This is a genomic window from Psychroserpens sp. AS72 (assembly GCF_038900375.1).
Lineage (GTDB): Bacteria > Bacteroidota > Bacteroidia > Flavobacteriales > Flavobacteriaceae > Psychroserpens.
Genome location: NZ_JBBMRC010000003.1, coordinates 297,076 through 314,033, shown reverse-complemented (window position 1 = coordinate 314,033; position 16,958 = coordinate 297,076). Strand labels below are relative to the sequence as shown.

The following is a 16,958-nucleotide window of genomic DNA, read 5'->3' as shown; positions in this document are numbered from 1 at the left end:
TTAAAGTTTAAAAATATGAAATTTCGCATCAACCCATTAGCGTCAGATATTATAATTAGTATCTACATCGTTAGCACGCTTTTTTTAAGGTTTAAATTCGAAAACGAAACTTATGTAACTCCTATGCTATCTATAGTTATGGGCATTTGTTTTGTGGTTATTATTTGGGTACTTATCAAACTAAAAGTACTTAATCCCAATTGGTTTGGCTTGTTTAATTCTAAAAAAACATAGCCATGAAATACCAAGAATTCTATAATAAAAGTATACAGCATCCAGAACAATTTTGGAGTGAACAAGCCAAACAATTAGATTGGTTTGATGCACCAAATAATATTTTATCTAAGGATAAATATAACTATGACCAATGGTTTGAAGATGGACAACTTAACCTGAGTTATTTGTGTATAGATAAACACATTAAAGATGGTTATGGAGATCAAAATGCAGTTATTTACGACTCACCAGTTACTCATACAAAACAACACATTACTTTTAATCAATTGCATCATGAAGTTTCTAAATTAGCAGGTGGACTGCAAAGTTTAGGACTTCAAAAAGGTGACACGTGTATTATCTATATGCCAATGATTCCGCAAGCATTATATGCCATGTTAGCTTGTACTAGAATTGGTGTGATACATTCAGTTGTGTTTGGTGGTTTTGCACCTCATGAGTTGGCAATTCGTATTGATGATTGTAAGCCTAAAGCAATTATTACAGCATCTAATGGAATAGAAATTGAGCGTATTATACCATATAAACCTTTTGTAGATCAAGCAATCGCTAAAGCTGAAAATAAGCCTAAACATGTTATTGTTTTTGATAGAGAACTAGGTGTTGAAATTCCGAAGAAAAACTATGATGTAGATTACACTACTTTAGTTGAGAAATCACCTTCAATCGAAGCTATTTCAATTGAATCTACACATCCTTCTTATATTTTATACACTTCAGGAACCACAGGAACGCCAAAAGGAATTATTAGAGATACAGGTGGTTATGCTACTGCATTGAAATTTTCTATGACATACATTTACGGTCTTGATGAAGGAGATGTGTTTTGGGCAGCAAGTGATGTTGGTTGGGTTGTAGGACACAGCTACATTGTTTACGGGCCATTATTAAACAGAAATACAACCATTTTGTTTGAAGGAAAACCGATAAGAACACCAGATGCTTCTACGTTTTGGAGAGTCATTAGTGAGCATCAAGTAAAAGTGATGTTTACTGCACCAACAGCAATTAGAGCTATAAAAAAGGAAGATCCAGATGGCGAATTATTAAAACAATTTGATTTGTCTTGTTTAAAATATCAGTTTTTAGCAGGCGAACGTTGTGATGTAGCCACTTTAAATTGGACAGAAGAAAAGCTAAACGTTCCAGTAATTGATCATTGGTGGCAAACTGAAAGTGGTTGGCCAATGATAGCAAATATGGTTGGTGTTGCATTGCAAGACGTAAAACCAGGTTCTGCAAGTTTTCCTGTTTGTGGTTATGACATTCAAATTTTAAATGAAGATGGTGAGGAAGTAACATCTAGCGTAGAAGGTTATGTAGCTGTTAAGCTGCCATTACCACCAGGAACATTAAGTAATCTTTGGGGAAATCCAGAACGTTTTAAATCTGGTTATTTAGATCGTTTTCCTGGTTATTATTTTTCAGGAGATGGTGGCTATAAAGACGAAGATGGTTACGTATTTATTACAGGTCGTGTAGACGATATTATAAACGTTGCAGGACATAGATTATCAACTGCAGAAATGGAAGAAATTGTAGCTTCACATCAGTCAGTTGCAGAATGTGCTGTATTTGGTGTGCATTGTGAAATTAAAGGGCAAAAACCTTTAGGATTAGTGGTTTTGAAATCTGGCGAAGTTTCCGAAGAAAATCAAATTCAAAAGGAAATTATACAAGATGTTCGTCATGAAATTGGAGCTGTAGCTTCTTTTAGAGATGTACTAATTGTTAATCGTTTACCTAAAACACGAAGTGGGAAAATTCTTCGTAAATTGTTACGTAATATCGCAGATGAACAGCAATATAATATACCATCAACCATTGATGATATAAAAATAATTGATGAAATCAAAATTGTATATCAAACCCATAAAATTGGGATTCATAAATAAAATTAAACTAACATAACTTGTCGCATTTTACTACTAATATTAATGTAGAGATTAAGCGCTAAACAAAAATTAAACTAATATATTATGAGTAATTACCATATTAAACATTTAGAAGAATATTACCAAGTGTACCGTAAATCGGTTAGAAACCCAGAAGCATTTTGGGAAGAAATTGCTGAAGAACATTTTTTATGGCGGAAAAAATGGGACAACGTTTTAGATTGGGATTTTACCAAACCAGAAGTAAAATGGTTTGAAGGTGCACAATTAAATATTACAGAAAACTGTATCGACAGACACTTAGCAACGAGAGGAGATAAAACTGCAATTTTATTTGAACCTAACAATCCAGAAGAAGGAGCAGAACATATTACTTATAAACAATTATATCATCGCGTTAACCAATTTGCCAATGTTTTAAAAGATCAAGGGGTTAAAAAAGGAGATCGAGTTTGTATTTATGTGCCTATGATTCCAGAATTAGCAATTTCGGTTTTAGCCTGTGCTAGAATAGGAGCTATACATTCTGTAGTATTTGCAGGATTTTCAGCTACAGCATTAGCAACTAGAATTAATGATAGTGATTGTAAAGTAGTAATTACTTCTGATGGTTCGTATCGTGGAGCAAAAACTATAGATTTAAAAGGTATTGTAGACGAAGCTTTAGAGTCTTGTCCAGGTGTTGAAACAGTTTTGGTCGCAAAGCGAATTAACTCAGATATTAATATGAAAGACCATCGCGATAAATGGTTACAACCTTTATTAGATGCAGCTTCAGACCAATGTAAAGCAGAAGTCATGGATGCCGAAGATCCGCTATTTATACTATATACATCTGGATCTACAGGAAAACCAAAAGGAATGGTGCATACTACAGCAGGTTACATGGTATATACAGCGTATACCTTTAAAAATGCGTTTCAATATAGAGAAAATGACGTGTATTGGTGTACAGCAGATATTGGCTGGATTACAGGACATAGTTATATTGTTTATGGTCCATTGGCAAATGGAGCCACAACAGTAATGTTTGAAGGTGTGCCAAGCTATCCTGATTTTGGTCGTTTTTGGGACATTGTTGAAAAACATAAAGTCAATCAGTTTTATACAGCACCAACAGCCATTCGTGCCTTAGCAAAACAAGGTGTTGAACTGGTAGAAAAATATGATTTATCTTCTCTTAAAGTTTTAGGAAGTGTGGGAGAACCTATTAATGAAGAGGCTTGGCATTGGTATAATGATAATGTGGGAAAAGGAAAAAGTCCAATCATAGATTCTTGGTGGCAGACAGAAACTGGTGGAATTATGATTACACCAATCCCATATGTAACACCAACAAAACCAACTTATGCCACCTTGCCATTTATTGGTATTCAACCCTGTTTGATGGATGAGAATGGTGAAGAATTAAAGGGTAATCAAGTAGAAGGACGTTTATGTATTAAATTCCCATGGCCAAGTATTGCACGAACCATTTGGGGAAATCACCAACGATATAAAGATACGTATTTCTCTACCTACGAAAACAAGTATTTTACAGGAGATGGTGCGTTAAGAGATGAAGTTGGTTATTATAGAATTACAGGAAGAGTAGATGACGTAATTATCGTTTCTGGTCATAATTTAGGAACAGCTCCAATAGAAGATGCAATTAATGAGCATCCAGCAATTTCAGAAAGTGCCATTGTAGGTTTTCCGCATGATATTAAAGGTAGCGCATTATATGGTTATGTAACTATCAAAGATGCTGGAGAAACTAGAAACCATGACAACCTTCGTAAAGAGATTAATCAATTAATAGCTGATAGAATTGGGCCAATAGCAAAACTAGATAAAATTCAATTCACAGAAGGGTTACCAAAAACACGAAGCGGAAAAATTATGCGACGTATTCTTCGGAAAATAGCTGAAAAAGACACTAGTAATCTAGGTGATATTAGTACTTTATTAAATCCAGAATGTGTTCAGGATATCATGGATCATTCTTTATAGACTATAGAAATTTCACTCATTTATTAAATAGATGAGTGGAATGTTTTTATTAATTTAAGGTTATATCAAATAAGTAATCAAAAATTCTAAACGCAACCTCAAGGGTTGCGTTTTTTATAACAATCCAATTCTCGAATGACTTCGTAATACATCTCTAAGTTGTATTGAAGGATTGTTTTTCTTTAAAATAGCAAGAGTTTTGACAAATAATAAGGCTGTGATATATGCATCTCCAGAAGCAGTGTGTCTGTCGTGTTGCGGAATTTTAAAACGAAGTGATAGGTCGTCTAAACTATAGTGTGTTTTAGAGTCATCTAGTTTGGTTTTTATAAATAAATGTCCTGTGTCTAGAACTTTATTTTTTAGCTTAGGTAAGTCCATACGTTTTAAAGCTTGGTTCATCATTGTAACATCAAAATCTGCATGATGTGCTACTAAAACGCTATTTTTGATATGTGCTAAAAACTGAATTATTGCATCGCGTTCTTGTAATTTATTGAAATGACCTGCTTTTAACAAACCATGAATTTTTACTGTATTGGCATTGAACAAATCTTGTTGTAGATAACACTCAAAACTATCAGAAACCTTAATAGTATTTCCAATAACAGCAATAGTTCCAATAGATAAGATACGATCATATTTTGTATCTAGTCCTGTGGTTTCAGTATCAAAAACAACAAAGCGAATAGCTTCAATATCTGAGTTTTGATTACTTTTAAAACACTCTAGATACTGTTTCCAAAAATCTGGATATGACTTTTTCTTAAACCAGCTCATACTATTACATGAATTGTGAGAGTTTAAATCTTGTTTGAATAAGGTCTTGTATGTCTTTCACTGCTCTAAAGGTGCTCTTTAATTCTAATCGATTGGCTTTGCTCAATGTTTGCAAATCAATAAAACGACCAGAATCATTATGCCTTAAGCCTTGTTCTGTTCTAAAACGTAAAAGGTTTTTAAAAGCATCACGACATGCAAGAAAAATATCTTTGTTTTGTGGTTCTAATTCCGCGAGTTTCTCATAACGTACAATTGTATTATTGTGAGCTTTCATATTTTTAGATAATATCAATAGTCGAGCTGCGTCAACGAGTGGCATCATCGCTCTAGCTTTAATATCGAATTGATCTTTATGTTCACCATCTCTTTCGACTAAAAACTGTCTAAAGAAACTTAAAGGTGGTGGGTTTGTCAATGCATTTAATCCTAAAAAATTTAAAAAGATATCATGAGATTCAATAGAAGTAAAAATACTTTCAGCCATTGTTGTTGATAAATTGGCATCACCATACACGAATTCAAAATCAAAGAAAATACTACAGAGCATCAAATTATCTTGATCTGGTGTGGTAATCCAAGATTTAAACTGTGTTTTCCATTGTGATATGGATAAGCACCATTTTGGATTACTAGCCATCATATTTGCAGGACATAATTCAAAACCGATGATATTTAGACCTTGATTAATCTTTTTAGATAGCGTTAAAAAGTACTGTTGTGTTTTATCGTAATCATTTTCAGGAACATCATTAAACACCAAGGCATTATCTTGATCTGTGAGTAATAATTGTTCCTCACGACCTTGACTTCCAATAGCCAACCAAGCAAAAGAGGTTGGAGGAGGAGTAGACATTTCTTCAATACATAAACCGATAAGTCGTTGTGTAATACTATCGTTAATAGTGGATATAATTTTTGTGACAAACGTTATTGGAATTTGTTGTTCTATATAACGTTTCAATAATTGCTCTGCACGTTTACGTATGTGTTGAAGCTGCTCTGGAGTGTTAACTCGTTTGATTTCTTTTACCAAAACAGAAGCATTATTTTCTCTAATCACTATAATGTCGTGTTCAGATAGAATACCTGTTAACTCCGTATTTGGCGTACCATCTTTAGTAATACATAGATGAGTAATACGATGCTTTATCATTGCAATTTGAGCTTCGGCAACAGTAATGCTTTCAGGATATGTAATCACAGGAGAAGACATGATTTTCGTGACAGAATCTTCAATAGAAATTAATCCTGTTGCAATTTTAGTACGCAAATCCTTATCTGTTATAATTCCTAATGGTCTGTTGTCTTCTGTTATCACTATTGAACCGATACGCTTATCTGTCATAAGTAATGCAGCATCTTTTATACGTGTTTCAGATGAACAATGAACAGGATTTTTAGAGTAATCTGCAGATTGCTCTTCAAAAAAATCTTGAATATTTTCAGAAGACAGATTATTATCTACTTGGTTAGATTCAATATAGTTTGTGTTAGAAACAAAACTCGACATTAGATATTTGCTAGCTTCTGGATTGGTAGTAATGTACTGTTGAAATAATTCCGAAGAAATACTGTATACAATACTTTCTTCTATGGCTTTAGCACTCAATTTATAATCACCTTGTCGCATAAGTGCTCTCAATCCAAAAATATCGCCTTCGTCACATTCATCTACCAATGTATTTGTTTGCGCTCTAAATAAACCAATGGCACCATCTTTAACCACATAGAATTGATTTTCAACAGGAGATCCAGTGATAAATAAGTGAGTATCTTTTTCTAAATAATGAATATCAATAGCTTTACAGATAGCCAATAATTCACTTTTCATCAACATGCTAAAAGGAGGGAAATCCTTTAGAAAATCGTAGATACGTTCTGCAATAGTATTCATACTCTAAAGTAACAAAAAAGGAATGGTGTGTCTATGAGTTATATCATGTTTTCTGCTAAATAGGTATAGTTTTTTATGTAGTATGTATTTTTATAAATATGAAAACATGGTTTTTGGGCATTACCTTTTACTTAAAATAAAGTAAAACGTCGTGCTTTTACCAGTCGCTTCCCGATAATTATCGGGAGAGCTCCAACAATGGCTCAATCACTAATGCGATAAAAAAATATATATGGTGTATAAAGTTTAGTCTTCAAGTTAAAAATTATGCAAACTATATGTATGATTATTAATAATGTTGAAGTGATATAAAAGTAATTTTAAATCAAGATTATAAAGAGGATATTTTCAAAATGCTATTAAAGAGAGAAGAGAGAAGAAAAATGTAAATACGTAAAATAAGAAAGCTCTAAATACTATTGTAATTAGAGCTTTCTTGATATATATTATGCTGACACAGCTAACTTGATTTTTTTCTTGTAATGACTAGGAGCACAACTAAAACGTTCTTTAAAAATTTTAGAAAAATAACTTCTACTTGTAAATCCTAAGCTATATACAATTTCAGATATGTTCAAATCTGTTGTACTCATTAGCTCTTCTGCTTTTGAAAGTCTTACATATCTAATGTATTCACAAACAGTCAAGCCTTTAGTCATTTTAAATCCTTCTTGAATTTTTGCTGCAGATAAACCTATTTTCTTAGTCAAAATATCCAACTTATGATCTAAATCAGGATAATTGTCTACAAAATCTATTAATTCATTTATAGATTTCAACTCTGTTTTTGTCAAAGAGCATGATGAATATTCTGCATTTGCGATATCTTCTTTATGTTGTTCAATTTCAAGAGCTAAAATAACATTTACCAATCCTTTTATTAGTAAAGACTTTACAATACCTTCTTGTTTTATAGCTCTTAATTGCTTTATATATTCTGCAATTTTTAGATTAAATGAGCCTAAGTGTATATAATCTTCTTGTTTATTTGAAATAAATAAATCTTTTAAAGATGCATTGATTTTTGAAGTATACTCGTTAGCATTTTCTGTATTTACAGATATGATAGACGATTGTATGTGCATGTCTTTATACAGATATAATGTATTGGTTTTTGATTCAATATTTGAGACGATACCTGTTTGAAAATTGTCTATGGTATTCTTAATATTAGAATTTGCGAAACTGTGTGAGAATTTGCCCTTAGAGCAATAAGCAAAGTTTACATAATTACCAACTTGTGCATTAAGTGTAATCTTAATGTCTTCTATCAAGTGTAGATCAAATTCTAAAAACGAAATTTGATCTCCAAGATCAATAGATCTAATGGTTCCTTTACCTAACTTTTTATCTATTTCAAAAATATTTTCTTTACCGTTAGAGGTTAAATTACCACCTAACTTGATTTGTAAATTTTCAAAAAAAGAATTTAATTCGTTTATTTTGGATTGCACTGTTATCATGATGTTGAATGGTTTAATTAATATTGATTTTAAAGTTAGATTTCAAATAAATAGGTAATAGTCTAATTATTCTGTTCTTGACAAATTTTGAACTAACTCATTATTTAATGTAGATCCATTATTTGATTGTGTTGGAGAGGGGAAAATTCTGCCTACTCTTGCAAACTGTCTGTCTATAAAGTTGGATTGTGTTTTCATAATTATAAGATTTACATTTATTATGTTACAAAGATGAACCCTAAATCAAGGTTTTCTGTTACACAATTTTTGTAAAGTGTTATATCATTTCAATAAAACGTTAAACAAATCTTAATGTATGTTTTGGAGAGACCCTATTTAAATGAGCGATATACTCATATAAATAAGTTAGACTTACTAAATTCTATTTTAAAAATAGTTAAATGAAGCACTTATCAAATAGGATTGTAAGTCTTTAAAAAGAATTAAAAAAAGTTATAGTGATGAAGAGTGATTTACTAAAAACCAAAATTATTATCGTTACTCTTATTTTTGTAGGAACTATACACAAGTAGTAATAATGCTGATACAAGTAGTATGTGTATTAAATGTTCAGATCCATATACAAAATAACCAACAGCCCAAAGAATGACTAAAATGACTATAATAAAATAAGTAAGCAGTTTCATATTACGGATTTGTATTCTGAAATTTAGAAGAAATTTTCAATACTAGAAATTCATAGATCGAAAAGTTGACATCTAGTTAAACGGTGTAAATATCACTTTTAATAACTAAATGCATGTTACATAATATGACATGGATGTTATAAAATTCCCATTTTATTTAAATAGGTGTGCAGTATTTTTACATTTCAGAATTTTAACTGATAACATGCTTTTATATTAAAGAACTAACACGGTATGTAGATTTTAAATATAGAACCTTCATTTAGTTTGCCCTCTGCAGTGATATTTCCTTTATGATTTTCCATGATTTTTTTACAAATAGACAATCCAATTCCTGTCCCAGAGTATTCATCTCTACTGTGTAGTCTACTGAAAAGGGTAAATATTTTTTCAGCAAACTCTTGTTCAAAGCCAATACCATTATCTATTACGCAAATTTGATGATAGTAACCATTAGCTAAATTAGGTAAGTTTTTATCCTCAGGAGAATTTACTTTAGCATATGTAATATTAATTACTGGAGGAATATCGTCTTTGCTATATTTTAGAGCATTGCCAATTAAATTAATAAAAAGTTGTTTAATCTGAAATGGGATAACCATCATAGTTGGCATCTCATCATTATAAATTATTGCTTTTTTACTAATTATAGCTTCTATGTTTTCTTGCTTTGCAGCCTCGATTAATTCGTTGATATCTGATAATTCAGTGACGTTATCAGATTTATTAGTTCTAGAAAATTGTAGCAGATCGTCAATTAATAATCGCATACGAGATGCCGCTTTTTTGATTCGTGACATGTATAATTTTCCGCTATCTGATAATTTTTCATATTCCTTCTCATCAAGCCTAGAAATAAATGTTTGAATTTTTCTTAACGGTTCTTGTAAATCATGACTGGCTACATAGTTAAAAGCAGAAAGCTCCTTATTGTTACGTTCTAATTCTTCGTTTCGTTCTTCAATGAGTCTAAAGTTGTTAACCTCATCAGTAATATCTGCAGTCGTACCTATTAATTTGTTTTCACCTTCGTTATTCACATATAATTCACCAAATGCTTTTAGGTGTCTTATTTCTCCATTTTTTCTAACAATTCTATAATATATAAATGGTAGATTCTTTTCAATGAGCATGTTCTCAACTTGAGTTGTCAATTTTTGAACATCATCTTTATGTACAAACGTCATAAAGTTTTCAATAGTAGATTCAAAAGACTGTGGCTCTTCACCTAAAATTCTATAAAAATTATCCGAAAACTCATATACATCCTGATCAATATTACAAGTCCATGATCCGTGTTTACTTACAATTTCAGATAAGTTAGCAGATTCTTTAAAAATATTGAGTTGTTCATTATTTTCCTTGAGAACTTTTAAATCTCTGTTTATTATACCATATGCAACAAGCAAGAGTAACAACGTTAAAATTAAAATAGAATACAAAATAATTGGAGTTCGTTCTAATGCTTTTTTGTTTTCTATCTGTCTTATTTCTAAAATGTTGTCTTCATGAGCAATCATAGCTTGTACTTGTTCCCTAATATTAGTCATTTTTTGGTTACCTAACTTAAAGCTTGAAATGAACTTTGGAGACCTTATCTGACCTAATTTATAACTTTGCAAAGTTTCAGAGAGATAAAAAAGGCGCTTACCAATTGCTTTATTAAGACTGTCTAGATTGCGTCGTTGTTCGGGATTATCTTGAGTTAAGATATTTATGCGTTTTAAATTTTCTGCAATTTTTATTCTTCCAGAATTATAACTATCGATAAAACTAGAATCATTTATGATAATAAATCCGTGCTCACTAGTTTCAGTATTTTTTAAATTAGCTAATAGATTTTTTAATTCTAAATTGACTTCATAGGTATGTTTTACCATTTCCATAGAATCTCTTAAATCTTGGGTATGCTTATATGAAAAACCTCCAATACATAAAATAACGAAAAGACCTAAGCCAAAAGCAATTTTTAAAAAATTATTATTATAAGTTGAAGTGGACCCCATTTTTATAAGCGCAGTAAAAAATTATCTTTATTTAAATTATCTGTTTGATATTGCCAATTGGTTGTTACTACTTCTGACAAAGCTTTCTTTAATTTTTTAAAATCGTTAGGCTTCTTAATATAGATATTAGCTCCTAAAACAAAGGTTTTTTCAATATCTTCTTCTGATGCAGAAGTAGAGTATATTGCAATAATCATGTTTTTTAAACGAGGGTTTTTTTTGATATCAACTAAGCATTCAATACCCGATTTTTTAGGCATATTTAAATCTAAAAATAATAATTCTGGTATGATACTATCATTTTTGTTTAAATATTCCATTAGCAAGACTCCATTATTATAGGTAGATACGTTGCTTTTTATCTTCAACTCTTCAAATGCTTCTGTAAAGAATAATCTGTCATCCTCATCATCATCTGCCAAAACTATATTGATTGTGTTATTATGCATAAATCATTAATTATAGAGTTATCTCTCTTCTCTTCTCAATAATTCTTTGAAAAGCAGACGGTGTAATTCCTGTAGTATTTTTAAATTGAGTACTTAAGTGAGCAACGCTAGAATAATTGAGTTTAAAAGCAATTTCAGTAAGCGTCATACTTGTAGTAGTAATTAGATGTTTTGCGTGTTCTATTTTTTGTAAAATAATGTAGTTCTCAATAGACGTATAGGTTATTTCAGAAAACAAATTAGATAAATAACCATAACTATGATTTAATTTTTCAGCAAGATATACAGAGCTTTTTACTGTAATCGTTTCTTCTTCATCATTAACCATCTCTATGATTGCGTCTTTAATTTTCTGAATTAAAATACTTTTTTGGTCTTCTACAACGGTTATACCAAAATCTTCTAATGTGTTTTTTACATCTATCCATTGAGTTTTGGATAGCTTATCTAAAATTTCAATTTCGCCATAAGCCAAAATTCTAAAATTGATATTAAGATTAGAAAATTGTGAACTCAAAATTCTATCACAGAGTTGTTTAACGTCAAATTTTAAAAATAGTTTCATGGTTGTTTTTAAAGTACATAAAATTAGAGTTTAAAAAATAATTAATGTGCTCTATCTTATATAATTTGAACTCTAAAAGGATAATTAAATCAGATACTTTAAATTATTTTAAATCTTCCCCAAACCACGCCTACGCTTTAACCAAACAAAAACCAATAAGGACAGCACTCCAAAAATAGAAAATCCAATAAATAAAGGGAGTACTGAGGTTTTAACAAAACTTCCAATATAGATTGCAATTGGTACAGCCATTACTGTAGACACAAATCCGTTGATTGCTGCACCAATGCCTGCAATATGTCCAAGAGGCTCCATTGCTAAAGACCGCAAATTTCCGAAGAGAAAACCAACAGCAAAAAATTGGAGTAAGAAAAAAGTAACCAACACATGAATACTTGGGTTGTTTCCTGAGAAAAATAACAACACGTATAGCAAGGATATCACAGCATAAGCTATGGTTGCGTAATACGCAATATTAAAAGAACCAAACCTGATAACGAGTCGGCTATTGGTAAACGTCGCAAAGCCTACTGAAAATGCTGTACTCGCAAATATATAAGGGAATAGTTCTCCCAAAAGATACTGCTCTTGAAAAATTTGTTGAGAGGTACTTAAATACACCATAAAAGAACCGGTAATAAACCCTGAAACTAAAGTTAGAGCTATAGATTCTCGATGTTTAAAAAACTCAACAGTACCAGTTATAAATATTGACGGCGAAAATTTTATTCTTTTTTCTTTGGAAAGCGTCTCAGGTTGACGTCTCCAAAACCATAATACAATTAGAAGTCCGATAAGTAGATTGGCATTAAAAATAGCTCTCCAATCAAAAAAATCTAATAGTAATTGTCCAAAGGTTGGTGCAACAATTGGAACCAGAATAAAGAACATCACGATAATAGATAAAATTTTAGCCATAAAATCTCCACTATACGTATCACGAGTCATCGCAATGGCAATGGTTCTTGGTGACGATAATCCTATTCCTTGAAATACACGACCAATGAGCATGACTTCTAAGCTATCTGTAGTGACACAAACAATACTTGCAATCACAAACACTGTAAACCCAAAATAAACCATTGGCTTTCTTCCGAAGCTATCAGATAAAGGCCCAAAAATTAATTGCCCAAAACCTAAACCTAAAAATATCATGGTAATCAACTTCTGATTATCATTAGGGTTAGTCACATTTAAATGGTTGCCAATATCTGGTAAAGCTGGTAATAATGCATCAATTGAGAGTGCCACAATAGACATCAATGATGCCATGAGGATTACGAATTCAATTTTAAAATCTGGTTTAGTTTGCATCGTGCAAAAGTACGAGAAAACAGAGAGTAATTGTTGCCTATAAGTGAATTAACAAAACATTAATTAATCTTCAATTTGATACCGATTTACAACCGTATCTTTGTATTTTTAAATTGATATATGAGACATTTACAAAATACAGATTCTAAAGATAAAAGCAAACCAAAAGTTACTCTAAAACAAGCGTTTAAAACCATTATTTGGCCTCGTCGAAATTTGGTTTTTTTAGGACTACTGCTTATCGTCATTAGAAGTTTATCAGGTTTGGTATTGCCTTGGCAAAGTAAAGTGTTACTAGATGATGTGGTGCCAAATGGTAACACAAGAGATATTTGGGTACTCGTAGCCATCGTTATTGCTGCAATAACTGTACAAGCGGTTACTTCATTTTTATTGGTGAAAATATTGAGCGTTCAAGCTCAATATTTAATTAGTGAGCTACGTGCTCAAGTACAAAAGAAAGTCTTATCGTTACCAATTAGTTTTTTTGATAACACAAAATCTGGTGCTTTGGTATCACGAATTATGAGTGATGTTGAAGGCGTGAGAAACTTAATTGGAACAGGATTAGTTCAATTAGTGGGTGGAAGTTTTACAGCAATCGTATCATTAATCATTTTAATAAAACTGAATGCTTGGATGACCTTGTTTGTGTTTATTCCTTTATCTATCTTCGGAATAATAGCCTTAAAAGCATTTAAATATATTCGTCCAATTTTTAGAACCAGAGGAAAAATTAATGCTGAGGTTACTGGTCGTTTGACCGAAACTTTAGCAGGTGTTCGCGTTATAAAAGCGTTTAATGCTGAAGACCAAGAAAATAAAATCTTCGAAAAAGGTGTAGATAGACTTTTTCAGAATGTAAAAAAGAGTTTAACAGCAACTGCGTTAATGACAAGTTCATCAACGTTTTTAATTGGAATAGCGACAACCGGAATCATGGGAATTGGTGGTTATTACATGATGCAAGGAGAAATGACAACTGGTGATTTTCTATTCTTTACTTTGGTATTAGGATTTATGATTGCACCAATCGTGCAGATGAGTAATATTGGAAGTCAGTTAACCGAAGCTTTAGCTGGTTTAGATCGTACCGAAGAGCTTATGAATATGGCTGCAGAAGAAGATGATACCAATAGAACTATAGAGCTTGAGAAGTTTAAAGGCGAAATTGAATTCAACGATGTGTCTTTTGCTTATGAAGAAGGAAAGCCTGTCTTGCATAATATCAATTTTAAAGCAGCATCTGGTTCAGTGATTGCATTGGTTGGAAGTTCAGGTTCTGGAAAATCTACAATTGCAGGTTTATCGGCTACATTTTTAAATCCGAAATCTGGACAGATTTCCATTGACGGACAAGATTTATCAAAAGTGAAATTACAAAGCTTTAGAAAACATTTAGGTGTTGTTTTACAAGATGAGTTTTTGTTTGAAGGTACCATTCGTGAGAATATCATGTTCCCAAGACCAAATGTAACAGAAGCACAATTACAAGCAGCAGTAAAAGCAGCTTATGTAAATGAATTTACAGACCGTTTTGAAGAAGGCTTAGAAACCTTGATTGGTGAGCGTGGTGTGAAATTGTCTGGAGGTCAACGACAACGAATTGCTATTGCTAGAGCTATTTTAGCAGACCCAAAAGTTATTATTTTGGATGAAGCAACCTCTAATTTAGACACTGAGAGTGAGGCGTTAATTCAGAAGTCATTGGCGCAATTAACCAAAGACAGAACAACTATAGTCATTGCTCACCGTTTAAGTACAATTAGAAAAGCAGATCAAATTTTAGTGATAGAAAACGGTAAAATTGCAGAACGTGGAAATCATGATGAGCTCATAGCGTCTCAAGGAAGATATTATGATTTGTATACTTATCAAGCAAAGATTTAATAGTGAAATTTATTATATAATTTCTTGCTCTTTAATATCAAAGCCAGTTATATCATTCTTTTTAAATTCATCATATAAATTTTTGGACAAGAAATAACCTCTCGAAACATCGGGAAGATAGAAGAGATCCAAATTCTCATTTATGAGTGTTTCATCAAGACTTATTTTAGCTCCATGAATGTATTTCATGGTTAGGCTTAATCTTTTCTGTTTATAATCTTCATAACATGATAGATCAATATCTCGAACATGCATAAAAGCTAAATTAGCAACGTAAAATTGAGAGTTTTTGTAATCGATTGCGTTTAAATATTTGTCTTTATTATCCTTAAAATGCAACCAGAAATAGTCGTAGTTTTCTTCTTTGAAAATGACTCTTGCTTTAAAAAACTTATGTTCCATCAAGTTGTGAGTTTCTATGATGCTTTTGAGTTTGCTACTTATAAGAAACCCTTTTGCAGATAGATTACTAGGACTAATAGCATCAGTTAAAAATGCTTTATCTTCTAATTCAAAAATAAGATTTGGCAAGAAACTAGGAAACTCTTCGTTTGTTAGGTTAGTCATAGAATTGGGTTGGTCAAACCATTTAAGAGTCAAACCTAAACTTAAAGGAGATCCTTTACACTGTGGATAACCACCTTTTCCAATAACTTTCCGATCTGATGACAATTTTAATTGACTGTACTCCACGTTTTTATTACTAAGATAGTTAATAAAAATTTTACAACTTTATATTAACGTATTTTGGCTCTACAAGTTTATATGGGTAGTAAACATATCAAGCAAAGATTTAATACTTTTATATAATAATAAAAAACCAATTTGATGATGACAGATAGTTTAGTTAAACTCTTTAAAAGAGACTTAAATACTTTAAAGATAGAAATTGAGTCATATAAAAATGAAAATAATTTATGGTTAATTGGAGATGAGATTAAGAATTCTGCTGGAAATTTGTGTCTTCATTTAGTAGGGAATTTAAACACCTTTATTGGCGCAACTCTCGGAGATACTGGCTATGTAAGACAGCGAGATTTAGAATTTTCACTTAAAAATATCCCTAGAAAAGAATTAATCGAACAAATAGAAGATGTTACCACTATTGTTGTAAGTACACTAAAAACGTTAACAGAAGCAGATATGCAAAAAGAATATAAACGTCGAGTAAATGAAGATTTTATGACAACGGAATTTTTTTTAATGTATTTAACCATCCATCTAGCATATCACCTCGGACAAATAAATTATCATAGACGTTTATTAGATAAATAGCTTATAATGACTTTCGATCATTTTAAAATTAACCTTTTGCAACCAAACGAGAGTGCTGCTTTTTTCAATTTAATTGATAACAATAGATCGCGTCTCGAAGATTTTTTTGCAGGAACAGTGTCTAAAACATTGACGCTAGATGATACTATAAACTATTGTGTTGAGATTCAACAACGAATACAAAACAAAAGTTATTTGCCTTATATCATCACAGATACAATTACAAATACTTTTGTAGGTATAGTAGATGTTAAGAACATTGATTTGAACGTCCCAAAAGCAGAACTCGGGTATTTTATAGATTCAAATTATTCTCGAAAAGGGATCACATCAAAAGCTGTTGAGTTGGTTTTAGATGATATTATTGAAACGTATCAGTTTAAAAAAATTCTGTGTAGAATAGGAAGCAAAAACACGTCTAGTATTCATGTAGCATTAAAAAATGGTTTTGAATTAGAAGGAACTATTCGCAAAGATTATAGAACAACCAAAGGTGAAATTGTGGATTTAAACTATTATGGTCGTGTGTTTTGATAGCATTTTGATTC

At 31.4% G+C, this 16,958-nt stretch carries 15 protein-coding genes; 5 read left to right on the top strand and 10 right to left on the bottom strand.

Annotated features, from left to right (window positions below; translation table 11 throughout):
- Positions 1–236 precede the first annotated feature (236 nt).
- Both WNY78_RS07610 and acs read left to right on the top strand, forming a co-directional pair.
- A complete protein-coding gene (locus WNY78_RS07610) occupies positions 237–2,132 on the top strand; it encodes an acetate--CoA ligase (RefSeq protein ID WP_342872602.1) in 1,896 nt (631 codons plus the stop codon).
- Positions 2,133–2,216: 84 nt separating this feature from the next.
- Positions 2,217–4,124, top strand: coding sequence for an acetate--CoA ligase (acs, locus tag WNY78_RS07605; RefSeq protein ID WP_342872601.1), 1,908 nt, complete (start codon positions 2,217–2,219; stop codon positions 4,122–4,124).
- 114 nt (positions 4,125–4,238) lie between these two features.
- Here acs and WNY78_RS07600 read toward each other — a convergent pair whose 3' ends face one another.
- The 9 genes from WNY78_RS07600 to WNY78_RS07560 all read right to left on the bottom strand — a co-directional run bounded on the left by WNY78_RS07600 (position 4,239) and on the right by WNY78_RS07560 (position 13,245).
- The gene (locus WNY78_RS07600; RefSeq protein ID WP_342872600.1) at positions 4,239–4,904 is read right to left on the bottom strand and encodes a 3'-5' exonuclease; all 666 of its coding nucleotides are present in this window, start codon (positions 4,902–4,904) and stop codon (positions 4,239–4,241) included.
- A 4-nt stretch (positions 4,905–4,908) separates the two neighbouring features.
- The gene (locus tag WNY78_RS07595; RefSeq protein WP_342872599.1) at positions 4,909–6,801 is read right to left on the bottom strand and encodes a DUF294 nucleotidyltransferase-like domain-containing protein; all 1,893 of its coding nucleotides are present in this window, start codon (positions 6,799–6,801) and stop codon (positions 4,909–4,911) included.
- Positions 6,802–7,247: 446 nt separating this feature from the next.
- On the bottom strand, positions 7,248–8,264 hold the full coding sequence (locus tag WNY78_RS07590) for an AraC family transcriptional regulator (protein ID WP_342872598.1): 1,017 nt from the start codon (positions 8,262–8,264) through the stop codon (positions 7,248–7,250).
- Between the two features lie 66 nt (positions 8,265–8,330).
- Entirely contained in the window at positions 8,331–8,462 is a 132-nt protein-coding gene (locus WNY78_RS07585) for a hypothetical protein (protein WP_342872597.1), read from the bottom strand.
- A 278-nt stretch (positions 8,463–8,740) separates the two neighbouring features.
- Entirely contained in the window at positions 8,741–8,911 is a 171-nt protein-coding gene (locus WNY78_RS07580; RefSeq protein WP_342872596.1) for a lmo0937 family membrane protein, read from the bottom strand.
- A 224-nt stretch (positions 8,912–9,135) separates the two neighbouring features.
- The gene (locus WNY78_RS07575; RefSeq protein WP_342872595.1) at positions 9,136–10,917 is read right to left on the bottom strand and encodes a CHASE3 domain-containing protein; all 1,782 of its coding nucleotides are present in this window, start codon (positions 10,915–10,917) and stop codon (positions 9,136–9,138) included.
- A 2-nt stretch (positions 10,918–10,919) separates the two neighbouring features.
- Positions 10,920–11,366, bottom strand: coding sequence for a response regulator (locus tag WNY78_RS07570; RefSeq protein WP_342872594.1), 447 nt, complete (start codon positions 11,364–11,366; stop codon positions 10,920–10,922).
- Positions 11,367–11,376: 10 nt separating this feature from the next.
- Positions 11,377–11,931 (bottom strand): AraC family transcriptional regulator, encoded by a 555-nt coding sequence (locus WNY78_RS07565; protein ID WP_342872593.1) that lies wholly within the window; start codon positions 11,929–11,931, stop codon positions 11,377–11,379.
- Positions 11,932–12,039: 108 nt separating this feature from the next.
- Positions 12,040–13,245, bottom strand: coding sequence for a multidrug effflux MFS transporter (locus WNY78_RS07560; protein ID WP_342872592.1), 1,206 nt, complete (start codon positions 13,243–13,245; stop codon positions 12,040–12,042).
- A 120-nt stretch (positions 13,246–13,365) separates the two neighbouring features.
- Here WNY78_RS07560 and WNY78_RS07555 point away from each other — a divergent pair, with 120 nt between their 5' ends.
- On the top strand, positions 13,366–15,135 hold the full coding sequence (locus WNY78_RS07555; protein WP_342872591.1) for an ABC transporter ATP-binding protein: 1,770 nt from the start codon (positions 13,366–13,368) through the stop codon (positions 15,133–15,135).
- A 12-nt stretch (positions 15,136–15,147) separates the two neighbouring features.
- On the opposite strand, the gene WNY78_RS07550 is transcribed toward WNY78_RS07555, so the two are convergent.
- Positions 15,148–15,828, bottom strand: coding sequence for a DUF1629 domain-containing protein (locus WNY78_RS07550; protein WP_342872590.1), 681 nt, complete (start codon positions 15,826–15,828; stop codon positions 15,148–15,150).
- A gap of 135 nt (positions 15,829–15,963) precedes the next feature.
- Between WNY78_RS07550 and WNY78_RS07545 the strand changes: the two genes are divergently transcribed.
- Together WNY78_RS07545 and WNY78_RS07540 are read left to right on the top strand one after the other, a co-directional pair.
- Positions 15,964–16,410 carry a DinB family protein gene (locus WNY78_RS07545; RefSeq protein ID WP_342872589.1) on the top strand — a complete coding sequence of 149 codons (447 nt, stop codon included), beginning with the start codon at positions 15,964–15,966 and terminating at the stop codon, positions 16,408–16,410.
- A 6-nt stretch (positions 16,411–16,416) separates the two neighbouring features.
- The gene (locus WNY78_RS07540; protein WP_342872588.1) at positions 16,417–16,944 is read left to right on the top strand and encodes a GNAT family protein; all 528 of its coding nucleotides are present in this window, start codon (positions 16,417–16,419) and stop codon (positions 16,942–16,944) included.
- Positions 16,945–16,958: the final 14 nt, after the last annotated feature.